Raw genomic sequence first — 14,565 nt, 5'->3', positions numbered from 1 at the left:
TGCATGGGCAACGACTATATTGAAGACAATCCTGCCTCGCGGCCAGATAATTGCCAAGCGCCAGCGAAACTTCGCGCTTTATGCCAAGCACTTTCAAGACGTGCGAGGCGCGCACGTACCCGTTCCGTCGTTGGGCGAGGACGCAGTGCCTTACGTTTTTTCCCCTCTGGGTCGAGGATTCTGATCGCATTACCAGGCCATGCGAGCACAGAACTTGCCGGTGTTTCGCTGGGACAGGGTCTGGCCCGACACACCCCAGATGCCGAATGATGTGGGACCCTACTGGAGCCGGCATTTATTGCAGTTGCTCTGCCATCAGGATTTGGACGAAGCCGACATCACTCGCACTGCCATAGCCATCCGAAGCTTGCTGTCGGAGTTCGCACTCGTCAATGACTGTCTCCGCTTGAGTAAGGCATCACGAAAACACCGGCGAGACCATGTCAACCTCCCCTGCGATTGCCTGGCAGAACTTGTCCGCATCCGCGCTGCGGCAGAGCCCCAAGATGGTAGCCGACTGGGATCGTTTGAACGCCGAGCGTGGCGACCTATCGCCTTTCTGACAGCTGACGCGATAATCAGAACGCGCTCGAATACCTCTTGCTAAGGGGAGCGAGCGATTGCTCATCGGTCAGCAAGGGGCGACGCGGTTGTGGCAATGTTCCTTGTCGTTCCGCTTCAGGGAACTTCCGCTGGCATACCTTCCAGCCTTCGCAGATTCCCCTTGGGTGCCTGGGTAGCTGAAGGCCATCTACCACTGGTTGAAGTGGCGCGAAGCCTGAGCCGAGGAGCGCTTGGCTTCTGCCTGTCACTTTCGATCACCCAGGTTGATCCAAGTCTTGCGCCGCGCAACGAAGACACCGCTGACAGCCAGAGCAGCGACTATATCGAGACCGCCTGGATAGACTTGAACGGCAACTTCGAAGAGTACTTGGAGCGCACGCGGCAAGAACCTCCGCCAGAACATGCGGAAGCAGAAAAACAAGTTGGTGGCCGAAGGCGTTGCCGGGCACATGCGGTCACTAGTCCGTTGTTCGGACATGGCCGCCGCCATCGAACGCTATGGCGCCTTGGAGAGTTCCGGCTGGAAAGCAGCGCACGGCACAGCCATCCATCCCGCCAATGCCCAAGGGCGATTTTACCGAGAACTACTCGAAGACGCTGCGCGGCGAAGCGAAGCGGTGGTCTATGAGTATCTTTTTGATGATCGGGTTGTCGCCTCGAACCTCTGCTTGCATCGCAAGGGCACTCTGGTTGTCTTGAAAACGACCTACGATGAATCGATTCAGGCCTACTCTCCAGCCTTTCTGCTGAGCCAGGGTGAGATTGAGCAGCTCTACAGAGAAAAAGTGATCCATCGGCTCGAATACTACGGTCGCCTGATGGAGTGGCACAGCAAATGGACTGAAAACAGGCGTACGATCTACCATCTGACGTTGTATCGCTGGCCCTGGGTCAAGCAGTTTGCCGAACTGCGCCGACGTCGATCCATGCGGGTCATCGCAGATGATGGGCACAAGTAGATGACGGCTGTTGTCAGCCCAGATCTGGAAGCAGTCGTGTCGGCCGAAAAGCCTCGCACAAGCCGACTCGTCGAAATCGACGCGTTGCGCGGTGTCGCAGCACTGGCTGTTGTGCTATTCCACTATACCACCCACTTCACGAAACTGTTCGGCGCAAGTCCTCCGCCGACGATCTCCTTCTCTATGGGGCATTACGGGGTCAACTTGTTCTTCATCATCAGCGGCTTCGTCATTTTCATGACATTGGAAAAAACGTTGAGGCCGATGGATTTTGTTGTCTCGCGGTTTAGTCGCCTTTTCCCGACCTACTGGGTAGCAATCGTTCTAACCTTCGCGACCACTCACCTCCTAGGCTTGCCAGGCAAGCTAGTCGACGTTGGCACCGCCTTCGGCAACTTTATCATGATCCACGGACTGTTCCGCGTTCCTCACGTTGATGGCGTCTATTGGACACTTGAGGTCGAACTGCTTTTTTACTGCGGGGCGCTCTGCCTCTTCCGACTACGTCGTTTGGGGAGCATCCATCACGTTCTGATCGGTTTGTTGGCGTTGCGTCTGGTGTATTTTTCACTGGAGCGCGAGTTCGGCATCGAGCTTCCCTGGACAGTTTACCGACTCCTAATCCTGAGATACATCCCCTGGTTTGCGTTGGGCATCTCGATATATCATGCTACCTGCCGCGGACGATCATGGCAAACACCCGCGCTGAGCGCGGGCTGCGCGATCCTGACGCTATTGCTAACCGAATCGCTGTTCTCCGCCAGCCTGGCTGCCGTCCTTGCCGCCACAGTGTTCCTCGCCGCAACCGAACGGCTCGGAGTACTTCGGCATCGACTCTTCATTTGGCTAGGCTCGATTTCCTATCCATTATATTTGCTACACGAAAACATCGGCTGGAGCATACAACTGCGATTGCAGGCGCTCGACGTGCCAACAGATGCAACGGTTGTGCTGGCCCTCGCAACCAGCCTCGCGATGGCTGCGGGCCTCACTCGCTGGGTGGAACAACCGGCCCTGCACTGGATTCGCAGCCGCTACCGTAGTCGCCTCGCAATGAACAGATGACCGGTATGCGCCTGAGATGGTTCATGGTGGCAATCATCATCGCCACCCTTGCTGTTACGGCCTTCCTCATCCAGAAGCAGCGAGGGCAAGAAGACCGACTCTCCATGAGGCTGGATCAAGTTGTACGGGTCGGAAGCGAGACAGAGCTTTCCTGCGCTGAAGTCGCCGCGGGCAGTCCGCTGGTGCTACTCGCACTCGGGCAATCGAACGCAGCCAATCACGGCTCCATTGACCGCCGTGACACGGAACCGGTCACACTTGTCGCAGAGGGAAGGTGCATCACGGCCGTCGATCCTCTGCCTGGCGGAACGGGTACTGGTGGCAGCATCTGGCAACGCCTGCCCGCTGCCTTGCGAGCGAGGAGCAACCGGCCGGTCGTCATCTCGATCCTCGGCGTAGATGCCACCTCCATAGAGGAATGGACAAGAGAGAACAGTCCACTGAGGCAGCATCTAGCAGAGCGTATCGTCTCGATTCGTGGTTTGGGCCTGCTACCCGATTTCGTGCTTTGGCAGCAAGGCGAAGCAGACGCCCGGGATGGGACCAGCACCGAGGAATATTCGATGCGACTGAACCGGCTAGCAGCCATTATTGATGAGGCCGGCGCAAAGGCACCGGTCATCCTGGCACGTTCCACGATCTGCCGATCGCTCCCGTATGATGCAGTCCGCACCGCCATTGAGGCCAAGGCTGCCGGTGACCATCGTTTTCGCCTCGGCCCCGATACCGATGCTCTTTCAGGGGAAAGATTCCGACGCGATGGGTGCCATCTGACCGTCGATGGACTTGATAGCGCCGCTAGAATGTGGGCTGAGTCGATCGGTAGCGAGGCTTTCGGACACTCCCTGCCACGCCCCTAAACGGCGCAAAGAGCCTTCCGCGACAGCACCAACGCACAGGAGACAAAAAATGTTCAATTTCAATAGATTGGGGAGATGTTCATCGGGAATCGGCATACGACGTCTGACACTCGCGGTGGTCCTGACGAGCACGACGTCCGTCGCCCTTGGCGGACCCAGAAACGTCACCAACGAGGAGATGGCCATGATCCCTCGCTACTGCCCTGATACTCAAGGCTGGTCAGAGAGGAGCGGCACGCCAAGTGCCCCATCGGCGGCGGCCAAACGCTGGCTAGCAATGATGGGGCCTGGTTTCTGGGCTGTTCATCATTATTGCTGGGGGCAGATCAATCTGCAACGAGCACTGCGTACTGGCACACCACCCCAGATCAGGAGAGGTCTCCTGGAAGGAGTTATTGGGGATTACTACTATGTAGTCAACAACACCAAGAGCGATTTCATACTGCTTCCAGAGATTTACACCCGGATTGGCGAGGCGCAATTGCATCTTTCCCGCCCAAATGAGGCCAGCAAGGCATTCGCCCAAGCGCGAGCACTCAAGCCTGACTACTGGCCTGCTTATTCCCACTGGGCAGAGTTTCTGATGAAATCCGGGAAAACGGCTGAGGCAAAACAAGTCGTAAAGGCCGGTCTGGAGTACAGCCCTAATTCCAAGGTACTGGCCGAGCAGTATCGTTTGCTGGGGGGCAAACGGTCCGACATAGTGCCGAAGGTCAAGGAAGCTGCGCCGGCAAGCGATACGGGAGAAACCAATAAGCCACGAGCAACTCCTTACAAGGAGTCGACGGACGCTCCTCCCACGGGGAGTGCGGACCAGTGAAAACCAATGAAGTATCGGCCCTTCGATTATCTGTTCGACGGCAGCCATCTTGAGTTCCGTTCGGCGCTCGCTCACCTTCGCTCTGGCTGACAGCTACCTTGGTGTAGCGCTACAGCTAGCCAGCACTCTGATCATCTCCCGCCTGCTCACACCAACGGAAGTCGGGATATTCTCTGTTGCCGCCGTACTGGCAGCGCTTGCCAGCACCTTTCGCGATTTCGGAGTCGCCGAATACCTGATTCAAGAGAAGGTCCTGACCAGGGAGAAGATCCGCGCTGCGCTCGCGGCCAATATCACTGCCTCATGGGTGATGGCGGCAATACTGTTTTCTTCAAGCGGCCCCGTCGCTGATTTCTATCGGCACCCGGGCGTTGCCGAAGTGATGCGAATTCAGACCATCAACTTTGTACTCATTCCGTTTGGGGCGGTGACCATGGCTTTTTTCAGGCGCGAACTGAATTACCGCCCAATCTTTCTTGCTGGCATGCTGGCCAACCTGGCCAGTTTTCTTGTCGCCACTACATCTGCGCTGGCCGGATTCGGCTATATTGGATTGGCGTGGTCCTCGGTTGCCGGCGTCTTTGTCACCGTTGCCTACTCACTGTACGCGCGCCCCAAGGATTTCCCTTCCTGGCCGTCGTTGTCTGGATTGCGCGAGGTTGCAAGTTTTGGCAAACACGCCACGGGCATCTATTTTTTTGGGCAGATCGGAAAGAGCGCGCCGGAGGCGGTAATCGGCCGCGCACTGGACATGGCATCCGTCGCCTTTTTCAGCCGTGCCAACGGTTTGATCGAGATTTTCCACCGAACCGTGGTTTCCGCTGCGGTACGAGTCTGCTTGCCCTATTTTGCGCAGGAGTCAAGGACTGGCCAAGGAACGGCAAGCGGCTACCTCAAAGCCATGGCCTTGCTGACCGGCGTCGGTTGGCCATTCTTTGTCTGCATCGGCATCATCGCCTATTCGGCAATTCGCCTACTGTATGGTGAGCAGTGGATGCCGGCGGTACCGCTGGCACAGATTCTCTGTCTGGTTGCAATTCTTGAGCTTCCGTACTGGCTGGCAACCGAGGTGATGATCGCGGAAGGTCGGATCGACCAAAGCAACAAACTGCAGTTTCTCGTGCAAGGCATGCGCCTTGCCAGCCTGGCTCTGGTCTTTCCATTTGGCGTGACTGGGGCATGCTGGGGACTGGCTGTGGGTGCACTTGGCGGCGCCATCATCTCGCAACGTTTTCTTCGCCGGATCATCGGTCTTCACTTCAAGGAGGTCGTTCACGCATGCATACCCAGTGCAGGCGTTAGCGCCATTTCCGGAGTCCCGAGCCTGCTGGTCGCCCTTTTTGTCGAGCAATCCGAGGCCAATTACCTTGTCGTCTTCATGGGTTGCAGCTTCGCCACAGGAGTTCTCTGGCTCGTTGCCCTCAAGGTCTGCGATCATCCGTTCTGGCCCGAGGTGGCGTCGATCTTCGGAGGCTTAAAAAATCGATCAAGTCACTGATCGCCACGCTCGCGCTTCTTGCGACCGAGATAGTCAAAGCGTGTCAGGACTCGACTGATGTGCGCATACCGCTCACCGTTGTCGCTTGCCACCGAGAACTCAATTGAGATGCTGGCGCTGAGAAACTGCACGATCTGCTCGATCGTGGTCAGCCGTGCTTCGTTCATGTGGATCACCATCCTTGCGATGATCGTAAGCGTCCGGCCCACCCACCTGTAAAACCCCCGAGATATGGAGCAACCTCCGGGTTTTCGACAGGAGGACGAGATGGACCAGGCAGGTGAACTGGAAGCGCACTGGCGAGGGCATGTGGACGCCTGGCGGGCGAGCGGCGGCAGCCAGAAGGCGTACTGTGAGCAGCACGGACTGAGAAGCCATTCGCTCAGTTACTGGCACCTGCGCTTGGCGAAGGGTCCAGGACCGAGCGGAGCGAGAGTCCCACTGACCCTGGTTCCTGCGGTGAGGGTTCCCAGTGCCGCGGCCTCAACGCCGAGCCTGTCGCTCCATAGCCCGCAGGGCTGGCGACTCGACTTTGCCGCGCTGCCACCGGCCGGGTGGTTGACGGCCCTGTGGGGAGAGCGCGCATGAACGCGCCGCTCGGGGCGGCGCCCGAGCGCATCTGGCTGGCCGTTGAAGCGGTGGACATGCGCCTGGGCATTGATGGCCTGTCGGCCCGCATCCAGGCCAGTCTCGGGCGCACCCCCTGTGACGGCACCGCCTACGCCTTTACCAACCGGCGCCGCAGCCGGCTCAAACTGCTGGTTTGGGACGGCACCGGCGTCTGGCTGTCGCAACGCCGGTTGCACCGTGGCTACTTCACCTGGCCGAGCGCCAGCGACCCGGTTTTTGCCCTCACTGCAGCGCAATGGCGTTGGCTGATCGCCGGCGTAGACTGGCAACGCCGGGACGCGCCCGCACCCGCCCACTGGCAGGTCTAGGGATGCGCCGTCTTTTCAGAAAAGCACGCAGAATCCATGACTTCGACGTCTTTTCGAGCATCTTGATGGTATAATTCGTCATGGATTTAGCGAGCGAACTTGCCCCTTTCTCGCCCTCGCCAGAACTGCTGTTCTGGGCCGAGCACCGGGTCGGTGGGCTGCTCGAACAGGTCAAGACCAACGCCACGGAGATTCACTGGCGCGATGCCAAGATCGAGAAGCTGACCCTCGAACTGGCCTATTTGCGGCGGATGAAATTCGGCGTCAAGAGCGAGTCCCTGGCCGCCGGCGAACGGGACCTCTTCGACGAAACCCTCGCTGCCGACCTGGCCGCCTGCGAAGCCCGCCTGGCCGAACGGGCCCAGGCGGCCGAAATGGGGCCACATCAGCTGCCCCCCGAAAAACCGAAACGCGACCGCGCCGGCCGTCAGCCCCTGCCCGAGCAACTGCCGCGTGTCGAGCACCTGCACGAGCCCGAAACCTGCACCTGTGGGCAATGTGGTCAGGCGCTGGTGCGGATCGGCGAGGACGTGACCGAGAAGCTCAGCATCGTCCCCGCCGAGTTTTTCGTCGAGCGCCACATCTACCCGAAGTACGCCTGCCGGCCCTGCGAAACCCTTACCGCTGCACCGGCCATCGCTTCGGTCATCGACGGCGGTCTGGCAGCGCCGGCCTTGCTGGCCTGGGTGATGGTCAGCAAGTACGTCGATCATCTGCCGCTCTACCGTCTCGAGCGGCAGGCCGCACGCTCGGGGGTGGCCCTGTCCCGTTCGACGCTGGCCGACTGGGTCGGCCGCATCGGCGTCGCCCTGGAACCGCTCTGGCTGCGTCTCGCCGAACGGCTCCGCCAGGGGACGGTGCTGCATGCCGATGAAACGCCTGTGCAGCAACTCGACCCGGGCAGAGGAAAGACCAAGCGGGCCTATCTCTGGGCGTATCGCAGCAATGCCTTGGCAAGCGATCCGCCGATTGTCGTCTTCGACTACCAGCCTGGCCGCGGCGGGAAGTATGTGGCGGAGTTCCTCGGGGACTGGCAAGGCGCGCTGATGGTCGATGAGTTCGCCGGCTACCAGGCGCTGTTTCGTGGCGAGGTGATCGAACTCGCCTGTCTGGCCCATGCCCGGCGGAAGTTCTTCGACCTCCATCAGGCGAATGGGAGCCCGATCGCGGCCGAGGCCCTGCGCCGTATCGGCGAGTTGTATGCCATCGAGGACGCGGCGAAAGGGAAGACGCTCGAGGAACGGGCCCGACGACGAAAGGAAATCAGCCAACCGCTGCTCGAAGCCCTGCACCTATGGCTCCAGAACACTCGCCGATCGGTGGCCGACGGCGGTGCCCTGGCCAAGGCGATCGACTACAGTCTGCGGCGCTGGCCGGCCTTTGCCCGGTACGCCACGAACGGTTTCTACCCGATCGACAACAACCCGGTCGAGAATGCCATTCGCCCGATCGCCATCGGGAAGAAGAATTGGCTGTTCGCCGGTTCCGAGGCTGCCGGGCAACGTGCCGCGGCAATTCAATCGCTGCTCGAAACTGCGCGTGTGAACGGCATCGAGCCCATGGCCTGGCTGACCGACACCCTGAAGAAACTGCCCTCCTGGCCGAACAGCCGCATCGACGAGTTGCTGCCGCTAAAAAAACCAGTGTGATTGTGCGCGCACAGGGGTGGGTGCGCTGAACGCTTACCGATGATCGACCCACACCTCTCTTCCAATCCTCGCAAGTTAGCACCAAAGCATAACTATTGTGCGCGGTTGCGCCGATCGCACCTGTCTTGCATAATGGCGGTATAAAGCGTTGTTTATAAAGGAGAACCACATGACAGCCTGAATATTCGAATATGCTTATGAAGCTCTCTAATTCTACTTTGTCAGATTCGTATTCGCCTTCCTGTGATCTGGGTTTGTCCTGTGGTAGAATGTCATATGTCGTGATTGTTCCATCTATTCATGGAGTTGTAAATCACAATGTCAACTCCGATACGTCGATTGCATATCAGCGCTGGTCGCTTCGGCACTAGAGCACTTCGATTCGCACTTCACGCCGTACCTTCACTGCTTTCAAAGCCGGACCCGTTCGGTAGAAGACACGGCGCGCCAGTATCTGCACGGGCTGTTCCAGAGTTCGCGCCGTAACATGGAGTGCATGGCGGAAACCGTAGCCGACAGCCGCTATCAGCCACTGCATCATATGCTGAGCGAATCCAAATGGGATCGGCGCGGGGTGCGTCGGCAACTGGTGGTCGATGCCAACACCCATTTCGGCCACCCCAGCGCTCTGCTCCTCGACGAGAGCGCGTTCGGAAAGAAGGGAAACATGTCCGCGGGCGTGGCGCGGCAGTGGAACGGGCGCCTGGGGAAGGTCGATAACTGTCAGGTGGGCGTCTTCGCGGCGGTGACGCGCGATGGCGTAGCAAGCGTGGTGGATGCCGACTTGTATCTGCCGGAGAAGTGGGCCAAAGATACGACACGTTGCGAGGCGGTGGGGGTGCCTGAGGAGGCGCAGACGTTCCGCACCAAGGGCGAGATCGCTCTGGACATGGTAATTCGCCTGAGGCGGGAAGGCTTGCACTTCTCTTTCGTCGCCTTTGATGGCGGCTACGGGCACTTGCCCTGGCTGCTCGGGGAACTGGATGTCGAGGGAGAGATCTTCTTCGCTGAGGTGCATTCGGATCAGGCGATCTATCTCCAGGATCCCGCACCCGCGGTGGCGGCTCGTCGTTCGTCGAAGGGTCGAGCGCCCCGTCGGCTGCGGACCACGGCGGTGCCCATGACGGTGGCCGCGTGGGCAGCCACGCAGTCGGCATCCGCCTGGGGGCGTCTGTCGATCCGTGACGGCGAGAAGGGCGAGGTGATGGCCGACTATCTCACCCAGCGGGTGTGGGTCTGGGACGGCGAGGCGCCGTCGGCGAGCCGTTGGCATCTCCTGGTACGACGGGAACTCGATGGGACGAAACTCAAATTCGGCCTGTCCAATGCCAAGCCCAGGGCGTCTTTGCGCCGCTTGGCGGAAATGCAGGGAGCGCGCCATTTCGTCGAGCAGTCCTTCCGAGAGGCCAAGAGCGCCTGCGGCATGGCCGAGTATCAGGTCCGCCGCTGGCAGGCGTGGCACCATCACATGGCCCTGGTCATGATCGCCACCATGTTCCTGGCCAAGGAGCGCCTGGCCCATCGCGAGACGGCTGAACTGCTCTCCTGCCGTGACTTGATAGAGATCATGCGCCATCGGCTGCCTACCAAGATCGTCACCGACGAAGACCTCGCGGCATCCATCATCGATAGGCATCGACGGCGGCACCAAGCCATGGAATCCGCCTACAGAAAGCAAGCCGCCATGCTCTAAGCATCAGATTGAAAGACAATCTGACAAAGTAGAACTAACTATCTGTTGTCAAGAGAGTTCATGGAAGTAGCTCGGCTCGACCCCAAACACTTTACCCGCCAACGCACCCTGACGCTGCCGACCGTCCTGAGCTTTCTGCTCTCCGGAGTCCAGGCCGCGGTACAGTCCGAACTTGATCAGTTCTTCGCCAATCTGCGCAATCGCGCCGACTCGGTGCGCGAAGTAACGGCACAAGCCTTTTCGCAGGCGCGCTACAAGATCAATGCGCTGGTGTTTGGCGAAGTCAATCAGGAGCTGATCCGCTTGGCGGAGGAGCACCTGCCCTTCCCGAGATGGAAAGGGCTCCGCGTGGTCGCCGCGGATGGGAGCGACGTTCGCCTGACCATGATGAAGGACGGGGTCCGGTCGATCGTTAAAGGCATGGCGTTTGGCCTGTACTTGCCAGGGATCGAACTGTTTCTGGACTTCCGGCTGCATGAGCCTTTGTCCAATGAGCGCCAGATGTTCTTCGAGGCGATCGACTGTCTGCGCCCCGACGATCTGCTGCTGATGGATCGAGGCTTTCCGTGTCGTTGGCTGGTGTCGGTACTGACCGCGCGCCAGCTCCATTTTTGTATTCGTTGCGATTTGTCGCGAGGATTCAAGGTGGTACGTGAGTTCCTGCGGTCCGGCCAAAGCGAGCAGGTGGTCGTCTTGCGCGCCCCGAATGCCCGCGATGCCAAAGACTATGAATGTCCGGCGACGCCGACCACTGTTCGCCTGGTGCGGGTAGTGACACCGAATGGACGGATCCATGTGGTGATGACCTCGCTCCTCGATCCGGTGGCGTTTCCCGCCGCCGAGTTCGCCGATCTGTACCACGGTCGGTGGCGGATCGAGGAGGCATACAAGCGGGTCAAGCATCGCCTCCAACTGGAGCATACCTCCGGCCTGTCTTGGCACGCGGCGCGCCAGGACTTTGGTGCCAAGGCGGTCTTCGACAACCTCAACGCCCTGGCGGCCTATGTCGCCACGGCGGCTCATCTGGACCCGGAATCCTTGTACAAAATCAACCGCACCCTCGCGATCGACAAGATCAAGCGGCAACTCGGTCGCTGGCTTTTGGCCGCTCAGGCTACCACTCGCCGCCTCAAACCGCTCCTCGCAGAAATCGCTCTGAACCTCCAGAAGTTTGTTCCCGACCGTTCGCAACCTCGCAAACCTCAGCCGAAACCCCACCTGTCTCACGCCTATAAGTGATTATGCTTATATGCTAACTTGGGAGGATTGACCTCTCTTCCCCCGCAATTTCTTTCGCTCAGGCTCATTCCTGGGTGAAAAGACACCCCTCGTTCAGGCTCATACCACATTGGACAAGGCTCCAGATTGACGCCGGCACCCCGCGTCAGCCATACTCCCCGAAAGCGCGCTTTTTGGATCTCCTGTCCTTAAAGCAGCCTGACCCGTCGTTTACTGAATATCACTCCAAACACGCCATGATCGAGACTGTCGCTTACGTCATACGTTCTTTTCCCGAACCAAGCGAAACATTCATTGCTGAAGAAGCACTTTCACTCTTTCATGCTGGCGTTCAGCCTTGCGTCATCCATTTGCACGATGCCAAATCTGCAGTCCTCCAGCCCGCGGCACAGGCGCTGCAAGACTCAGCCCCTCGTCTAAGAGTTCACCAGGCTAGTTCAGTAGCCATATTGGAATATCTTCTTCGTTGGGCCACGGTTGCTCCATTCAGGACTTTTCGCACCTTGTGCAAGGCATTTCGGCACCCCAACCGCTGGTGTTACTTCCAAGCTTTGCGACCTGCGTGGTGGTGCAAAGAGCATGGCGTCGACTTCATGCACGCTCACTTTGCGGATGTAAACTTTCAATATACCGCCTGCATGTCAGAATGGAGCGGGATTCCGTTCGGTGTCACGACGCATCGTTACGATATCCTCGAAGAACCTCTCGGCTTTGAAATAGCCAGGGAACTTTACCAATGCGCAGATGCTGTAGTAACCATAAGTAAATTCAATAAAGAGTATATGGTGCAACGGTATGGCGATCTCGACAGTAAGATCAAAATTATTCATTGTGGAATTGACACAGGTCGGTTTTCGTTTCTTCCTCGCCAACCGCAACTCAGTGGCAAACCTCTACGGTTACTCAACGTTGGTCGCTTGGCACAAATGAAGGGACAAGACGTGTTGCTTAGAGCAATGGCATTGCTCAAGCAAAGAGGCATGCACCTCCACTTGGACATCGTCGGCGGCGGCGAACTGGAACAAGAGCTAATGTCGCTCGCTATTAAATTACAAGTAGACGATTGCCTAACATTCCACGGGGTCCAACCCGAGCAGTTTGTCAGGCAGTTACACGAGCGCGCCGACTTGTTCGTTCTTCCATCCCGTTCCGAGGGACTACCCGTAGCATGTATTGAAGCCCTCGCGATGGGAACGACTTGCATAGCGACTCGGATAACAGGAATTCCCGAGTTGATCGAGAGCGGGGTCAACGGGCTACTCGTTGAAGCCGAAGATGCGGACGGCCTCGCTGAGGCCATCGGAAAGCTCCAGGCTGACCCACAAATGGCGCAGCAAATGCGGCTAAATGGGCGAGCAACCGTCCTAGCCGAGTTCGACCGCAGTAGATGTACGCAGCAACTCATTGACCTTTGGGGCCAGTCGACTCGTTCGAATTGAGTTACCTCCACTTCTGCTTTGTAGCAAAACCGATATCCCCAAGCAGTGCCGCTTGGGCGCCCGGGAAAACGATGAACGCAATCACTCAAATGCAGCAGCTGATAAATCGCCTGAAGAACTGGCGCTGGGATCGACAGAAAGAACGGCAGCTCCAAGAATTAGCCGAAGCCAGCTATTGCGAGGGGAACACGGGGACAAGAGAAAAACAACAAAGCAAACAAAGTCTGGCCTTTGTCTGCGAAGAGTTTTTTCACCCAGACCTGCGGGGGTTTGGAGGTTTCGGCAAGACCGTTAAGAACATCGCCGAACATTACAATGGCAGATCGAACAGTCAGATCAAAGTAGCATTGGCTTTCCCACAAGGTACTGCGCTGGTCGGTGAACCGCAAACCAAGACTTATCACGGCACATCAGTCGTGTTGAGACAGGTTGAGCAAAAACTAAGTGAAAGAGCTTTCAAGAAATATGCCGATCAATTACGCGCCATCAACCCGCGACTATTGATCACGATTGACTGGTACCCTAGCTACGCAATGCCAGTGTATGCGCTAAGTGATATACCGCTGATCATTTGGATTCACGACCCGAGGGATCATGAAGAATGGGAAAAGATTGCGGGTGTCGCAGATGAGCTTAAGTTCAGAGGTCTAGATAATTCCGATCAATTGATCGCTCTGGCGAAAGAAAAGAATATATCCATACTCAAACTATTAGCCTTGCAGAAGATGCTACCCCGCCGAATAGTGTTTGCAACGACGGCAAGGACTCTGGTGCCCAGAGCTGAGCGTACTTACCAGATTGGCACAATCAAAGCCCACTGGCTGCCAAACCCCATCGAAATACCCCCGATCGATGGCACACTTGAAACCGAACGGCCTTCACTTCTTTATCTCGGTCGACTCGACGCCGTCAAGCGTCCGTGGATTGCATTTGAGTTGGCAAGAAGAAACCCCACAATTGATTTCCTGATTGCAGGCCAAGCTCACGCACCAGAACTGATGGCCCCATGGCTGGATCGTTACAAAGGGATAGCAAACCTACGATTCCTCGGCCACATAGATGGGCAGCCAAAGGACCAACTGATCCGGAGCTGCTGGGCAATCTTGAACACCAGTGTGCATGAAGCCGAGCCCGTTAGTTTTCTCGAGGCCTTTGCCTACGGAAAATGCGTGCTGTCCTGCCACGACCCTGACCAAGAGGTAACAGATTTTGGTTATTTCACTGGTGAAGTGTTGGGCGAAGGCCTTGATGAAGCATCCCTTTCCCGTTTTGACGAGCAGATAGCCCGTTTGGTCGCTAACGCGGATGAGCGCCACGCAAAGGGCCGAAAGGCGCGCGAGGAGATGATTCGTAACCATACTTTCGAAAGTTTCGATCGTCATTTGATGGCCATTATCGATACCGAAGGAATTTAACCGGGGCGAACCCATATCCTTATACACAACTTCAGGATCTCGCTGTAAGCTGCCGATTTTTCAAGAAGGTGGCAGGATGCGCTGGGCTGCGGAGGAGCTGAAGGAAATTGATCTGGGGGACCGAAGACTGAACAAGCGAGCGATCGCGTTGTTGGACACGCTGGGTGCCAAGCCGACAATGAGTACCCCGTCGGCGTGTTCTGGCTGGTCGGAGACGATCGCGGGCTACCGCTCTTCCTGGCCAATGATGAGGTCACGTGGGAGGGTCTGCTGGCACCGCACTGGGCGTGCTCGCAGACACGTAAAGTGGACCCCGAAGTCAAGACAAGAATCAAGCCTGTTTAAGGTGGGCACTTGACTTCAGTAGCAGCTGGACGGCGCTGCCCCGGTTGTGCCTTTGCTTCGGTTGGTGCTGTGGCTGTTGAT

The 14,565-nt window shown here is 57.8% G+C and carries 13 protein-coding genes and 1 pseudogene; 13 read left to right on the top strand and 1 reads right to left on the bottom strand.

Features of this window, described 5'->3' with window-relative positions:
* Positions 1 to 962 precede the first annotated feature (962 nt).
* The 5 genes and pseudogenes from V5B44_RS08070 to V5B44_RS08050 form a co-directional block, all read left to right on the top strand.
* A pseudogene (locus tag V5B44_RS08070) lies at positions 963 to 1,523 on the top strand (GNAT family N-acetyltransferase); the annotation flags it as partial.
* Positions 1,524 to 2,588: an acyltransferase family protein gene (locus V5B44_RS08065; RefSeq protein ID WP_332358548.1), complete on the top strand. Its 1,065-nt coding sequence runs from the start codon at positions 1,524 to 1,526 to the stop codon at positions 2,586 to 2,588. It abuts the pseudogene before it with no gap.
* 104 nt (positions 2,589 to 2,692) lie between these two features.
* Positions 2,693 to 3,448: a sialate O-acetylesterase gene (locus tag V5B44_RS08060; RefSeq protein WP_332358547.1), complete on the top strand. Its 756-nt coding sequence runs from the start codon at positions 2,693 to 2,695 to the stop codon at positions 3,446 to 3,448.
* 184 nt (positions 3,449 to 3,632) lie between these two features.
* A complete protein-coding gene (locus V5B44_RS08055) occupies positions 3,633 to 4,268 on the top strand; it encodes a tetratricopeptide repeat protein (protein ID WP_332358546.1) in 636 nt (211 codons plus the stop codon).
* 49 nt (positions 4,269 to 4,317) lie between these two features.
* The gene (locus tag V5B44_RS08050; RefSeq protein WP_332358545.1) at positions 4,318 to 5,766 is read left to right on the top strand and encodes a lipopolysaccharide biosynthesis protein; all 1,449 of its coding nucleotides are present in this window, start codon (positions 4,318 to 4,320) and stop codon (positions 5,764 to 5,766) included.
* Here the strand turns inward: V5B44_RS08050 and V5B44_RS08045 are convergent.
* A complete protein-coding gene (locus tag V5B44_RS08045; protein ID WP_332358544.1) occupies positions 5,760 to 5,933 on the bottom strand; it encodes a hypothetical protein in 174 nt (57 codons plus the stop codon). The genes V5B44_RS08050 and V5B44_RS08045 overlap by 7 nt on opposite strands.
* 100 nt (positions 5,934 to 6,033) lie before the next feature.
* On the opposite strand from V5B44_RS08045, the gene tnpA reads away from it, so the two are divergent.
* The 8 genes from tnpA to V5B44_RS08005 all read left to right on the top strand — a co-directional run bounded on the left by tnpA (position 6,034) and on the right by V5B44_RS08005 (position 14,497).
* Positions 6,034 to 6,354, top strand: coding sequence for an IS66 family insertion sequence element accessory protein TnpA (gene tnpA, locus V5B44_RS08040; protein ID WP_332358045.1), 321 nt, complete (start codon positions 6,034 to 6,036; stop codon positions 6,352 to 6,354).
* Complete coding sequence (gene tnpB, locus V5B44_RS08035) at positions 6,351 to 6,704, top strand: IS66 family insertion sequence element accessory protein TnpB (RefSeq protein ID WP_332358044.1); 354 nt, start codon at positions 6,351 to 6,353, stop codon at positions 6,702 to 6,704. The genes tnpA and tnpB overlap by 4 nt, the downstream gene beginning before the upstream one ends.
* A gap of 80 nt (positions 6,705 to 6,784) precedes the next feature.
* Positions 6,785 to 8,353: an IS66 family transposase gene (gene tnpC / locus V5B44_RS08030; protein WP_332358043.1), complete on the top strand. Its 1,569-nt coding sequence runs from the start codon at positions 6,785 to 6,787 to the stop codon at positions 8,351 to 8,353.
* Positions 8,354 to 8,696: 343 nt separating this feature from the next.
* Positions 8,697 to 10,046, top strand: coding sequence for an IS701 family transposase (locus V5B44_RS08025; protein WP_434735424.1), 1,350 nt, complete (start codon positions 8,697 to 8,699; stop codon positions 10,044 to 10,046).
* A 45-nt stretch (positions 10,047 to 10,091) separates the two neighbouring features.
* Complete coding sequence (locus V5B44_RS08020; protein WP_332358543.1) at positions 10,092 to 11,285, top strand: IS4 family transposase; 1,194 nt, start codon at positions 10,092 to 10,094, stop codon at positions 11,283 to 11,285.
* Positions 11,286 to 11,521: 236 nt separating this feature from the next.
* Complete coding sequence (locus V5B44_RS08015) at positions 11,522 to 12,724, top strand: glycosyltransferase family 4 protein (protein WP_332358542.1); 1,203 nt, start codon at positions 11,522 to 11,524, stop codon at positions 12,722 to 12,724.
* A 71-nt stretch (positions 12,725 to 12,795) separates the two neighbouring features.
* The gene (locus V5B44_RS08010; RefSeq protein WP_332358541.1) at positions 12,796 to 14,139 is read left to right on the top strand and encodes a glycosyltransferase family 4 protein; all 1,344 of its coding nucleotides are present in this window, start codon (positions 12,796 to 12,798) and stop codon (positions 14,137 to 14,139) included.
* Positions 14,140 to 14,215: 76 nt separating this feature from the next.
* A complete protein-coding gene (locus tag V5B44_RS08005) occupies positions 14,216 to 14,497 on the top strand; it encodes an IS4/Tn5 family transposase DNA-binding protein (RefSeq protein ID WP_332358540.1) in 282 nt (93 codons plus the stop codon).
* Positions 14,498 to 14,565: the final 68 nt, after the last annotated feature.

The sequence above is a fragment of the Candidatus Accumulibacter necessarius genome, assembly GCF_036625085.1.
This window is presented reverse-complemented; position numbering and strand designations above follow the sequence as displayed.

Coding starts and splice junctions, on each gene's coding strand:
- tnpB (WP_332358044.1), top strand. CDS start 6,351: ATGAACGCGCCGCTCGGGGCGGCGCCCGAGCGCATCTGGCTGGCCGTT.
- tnpC (WP_332358043.1), top strand. CDS start 6,785: ATGGATTTAGCGAGCGAACTTGCCCCTTTCTCGCCCTCGCCAGAACTG.
- V5B44_RS08060 (WP_332358547.1), top strand. CDS start 2,693: ATGAGGCTGGATCAAGTTGTACGGGTCGGAAGCGAGACAGAGCTTTCC.
- V5B44_RS08045 (WP_332358544.1), bottom strand. CDS start 5,933: ATGAACGAAGCACGGCTGACCACGATCGAGCAGATCGTGCAGTTTCTC.
- V5B44_RS08065 (WP_332358548.1), top strand. CDS start 1,524: ATGACGGCTGTTGTCAGCCCAGATCTGGAAGCAGTCGTGTCGGCCGAA.
- V5B44_RS08005 (WP_332358540.1), top strand. CDS start 14,216: ATGCGCTGGGCTGCGGAGGAGCTGAAGGAAATTGATCTGGGGGACCGA.
- V5B44_RS08015 (WP_332358542.1), top strand. CDS start 11,522: ATGATCGAGACTGTCGCTTACGTCATACGTTCTTTTCCCGAACCAAGC.
- tnpA (WP_332358045.1), top strand. CDS start 6,034: ATGGACCAGGCAGGTGAACTGGAAGCGCACTGGCGAGGGCATGTGGAC.
- V5B44_RS08055 (WP_332358546.1), top strand. CDS start 3,633: ATGATCCCTCGCTACTGCCCTGATACTCAAGGCTGGTCAGAGAGGAGC.
- V5B44_RS08010 (WP_332358541.1), top strand. CDS start 12,796: ATGAACGCAATCACTCAAATGCAGCAGCTGATAAATCGCCTGAAGAAC.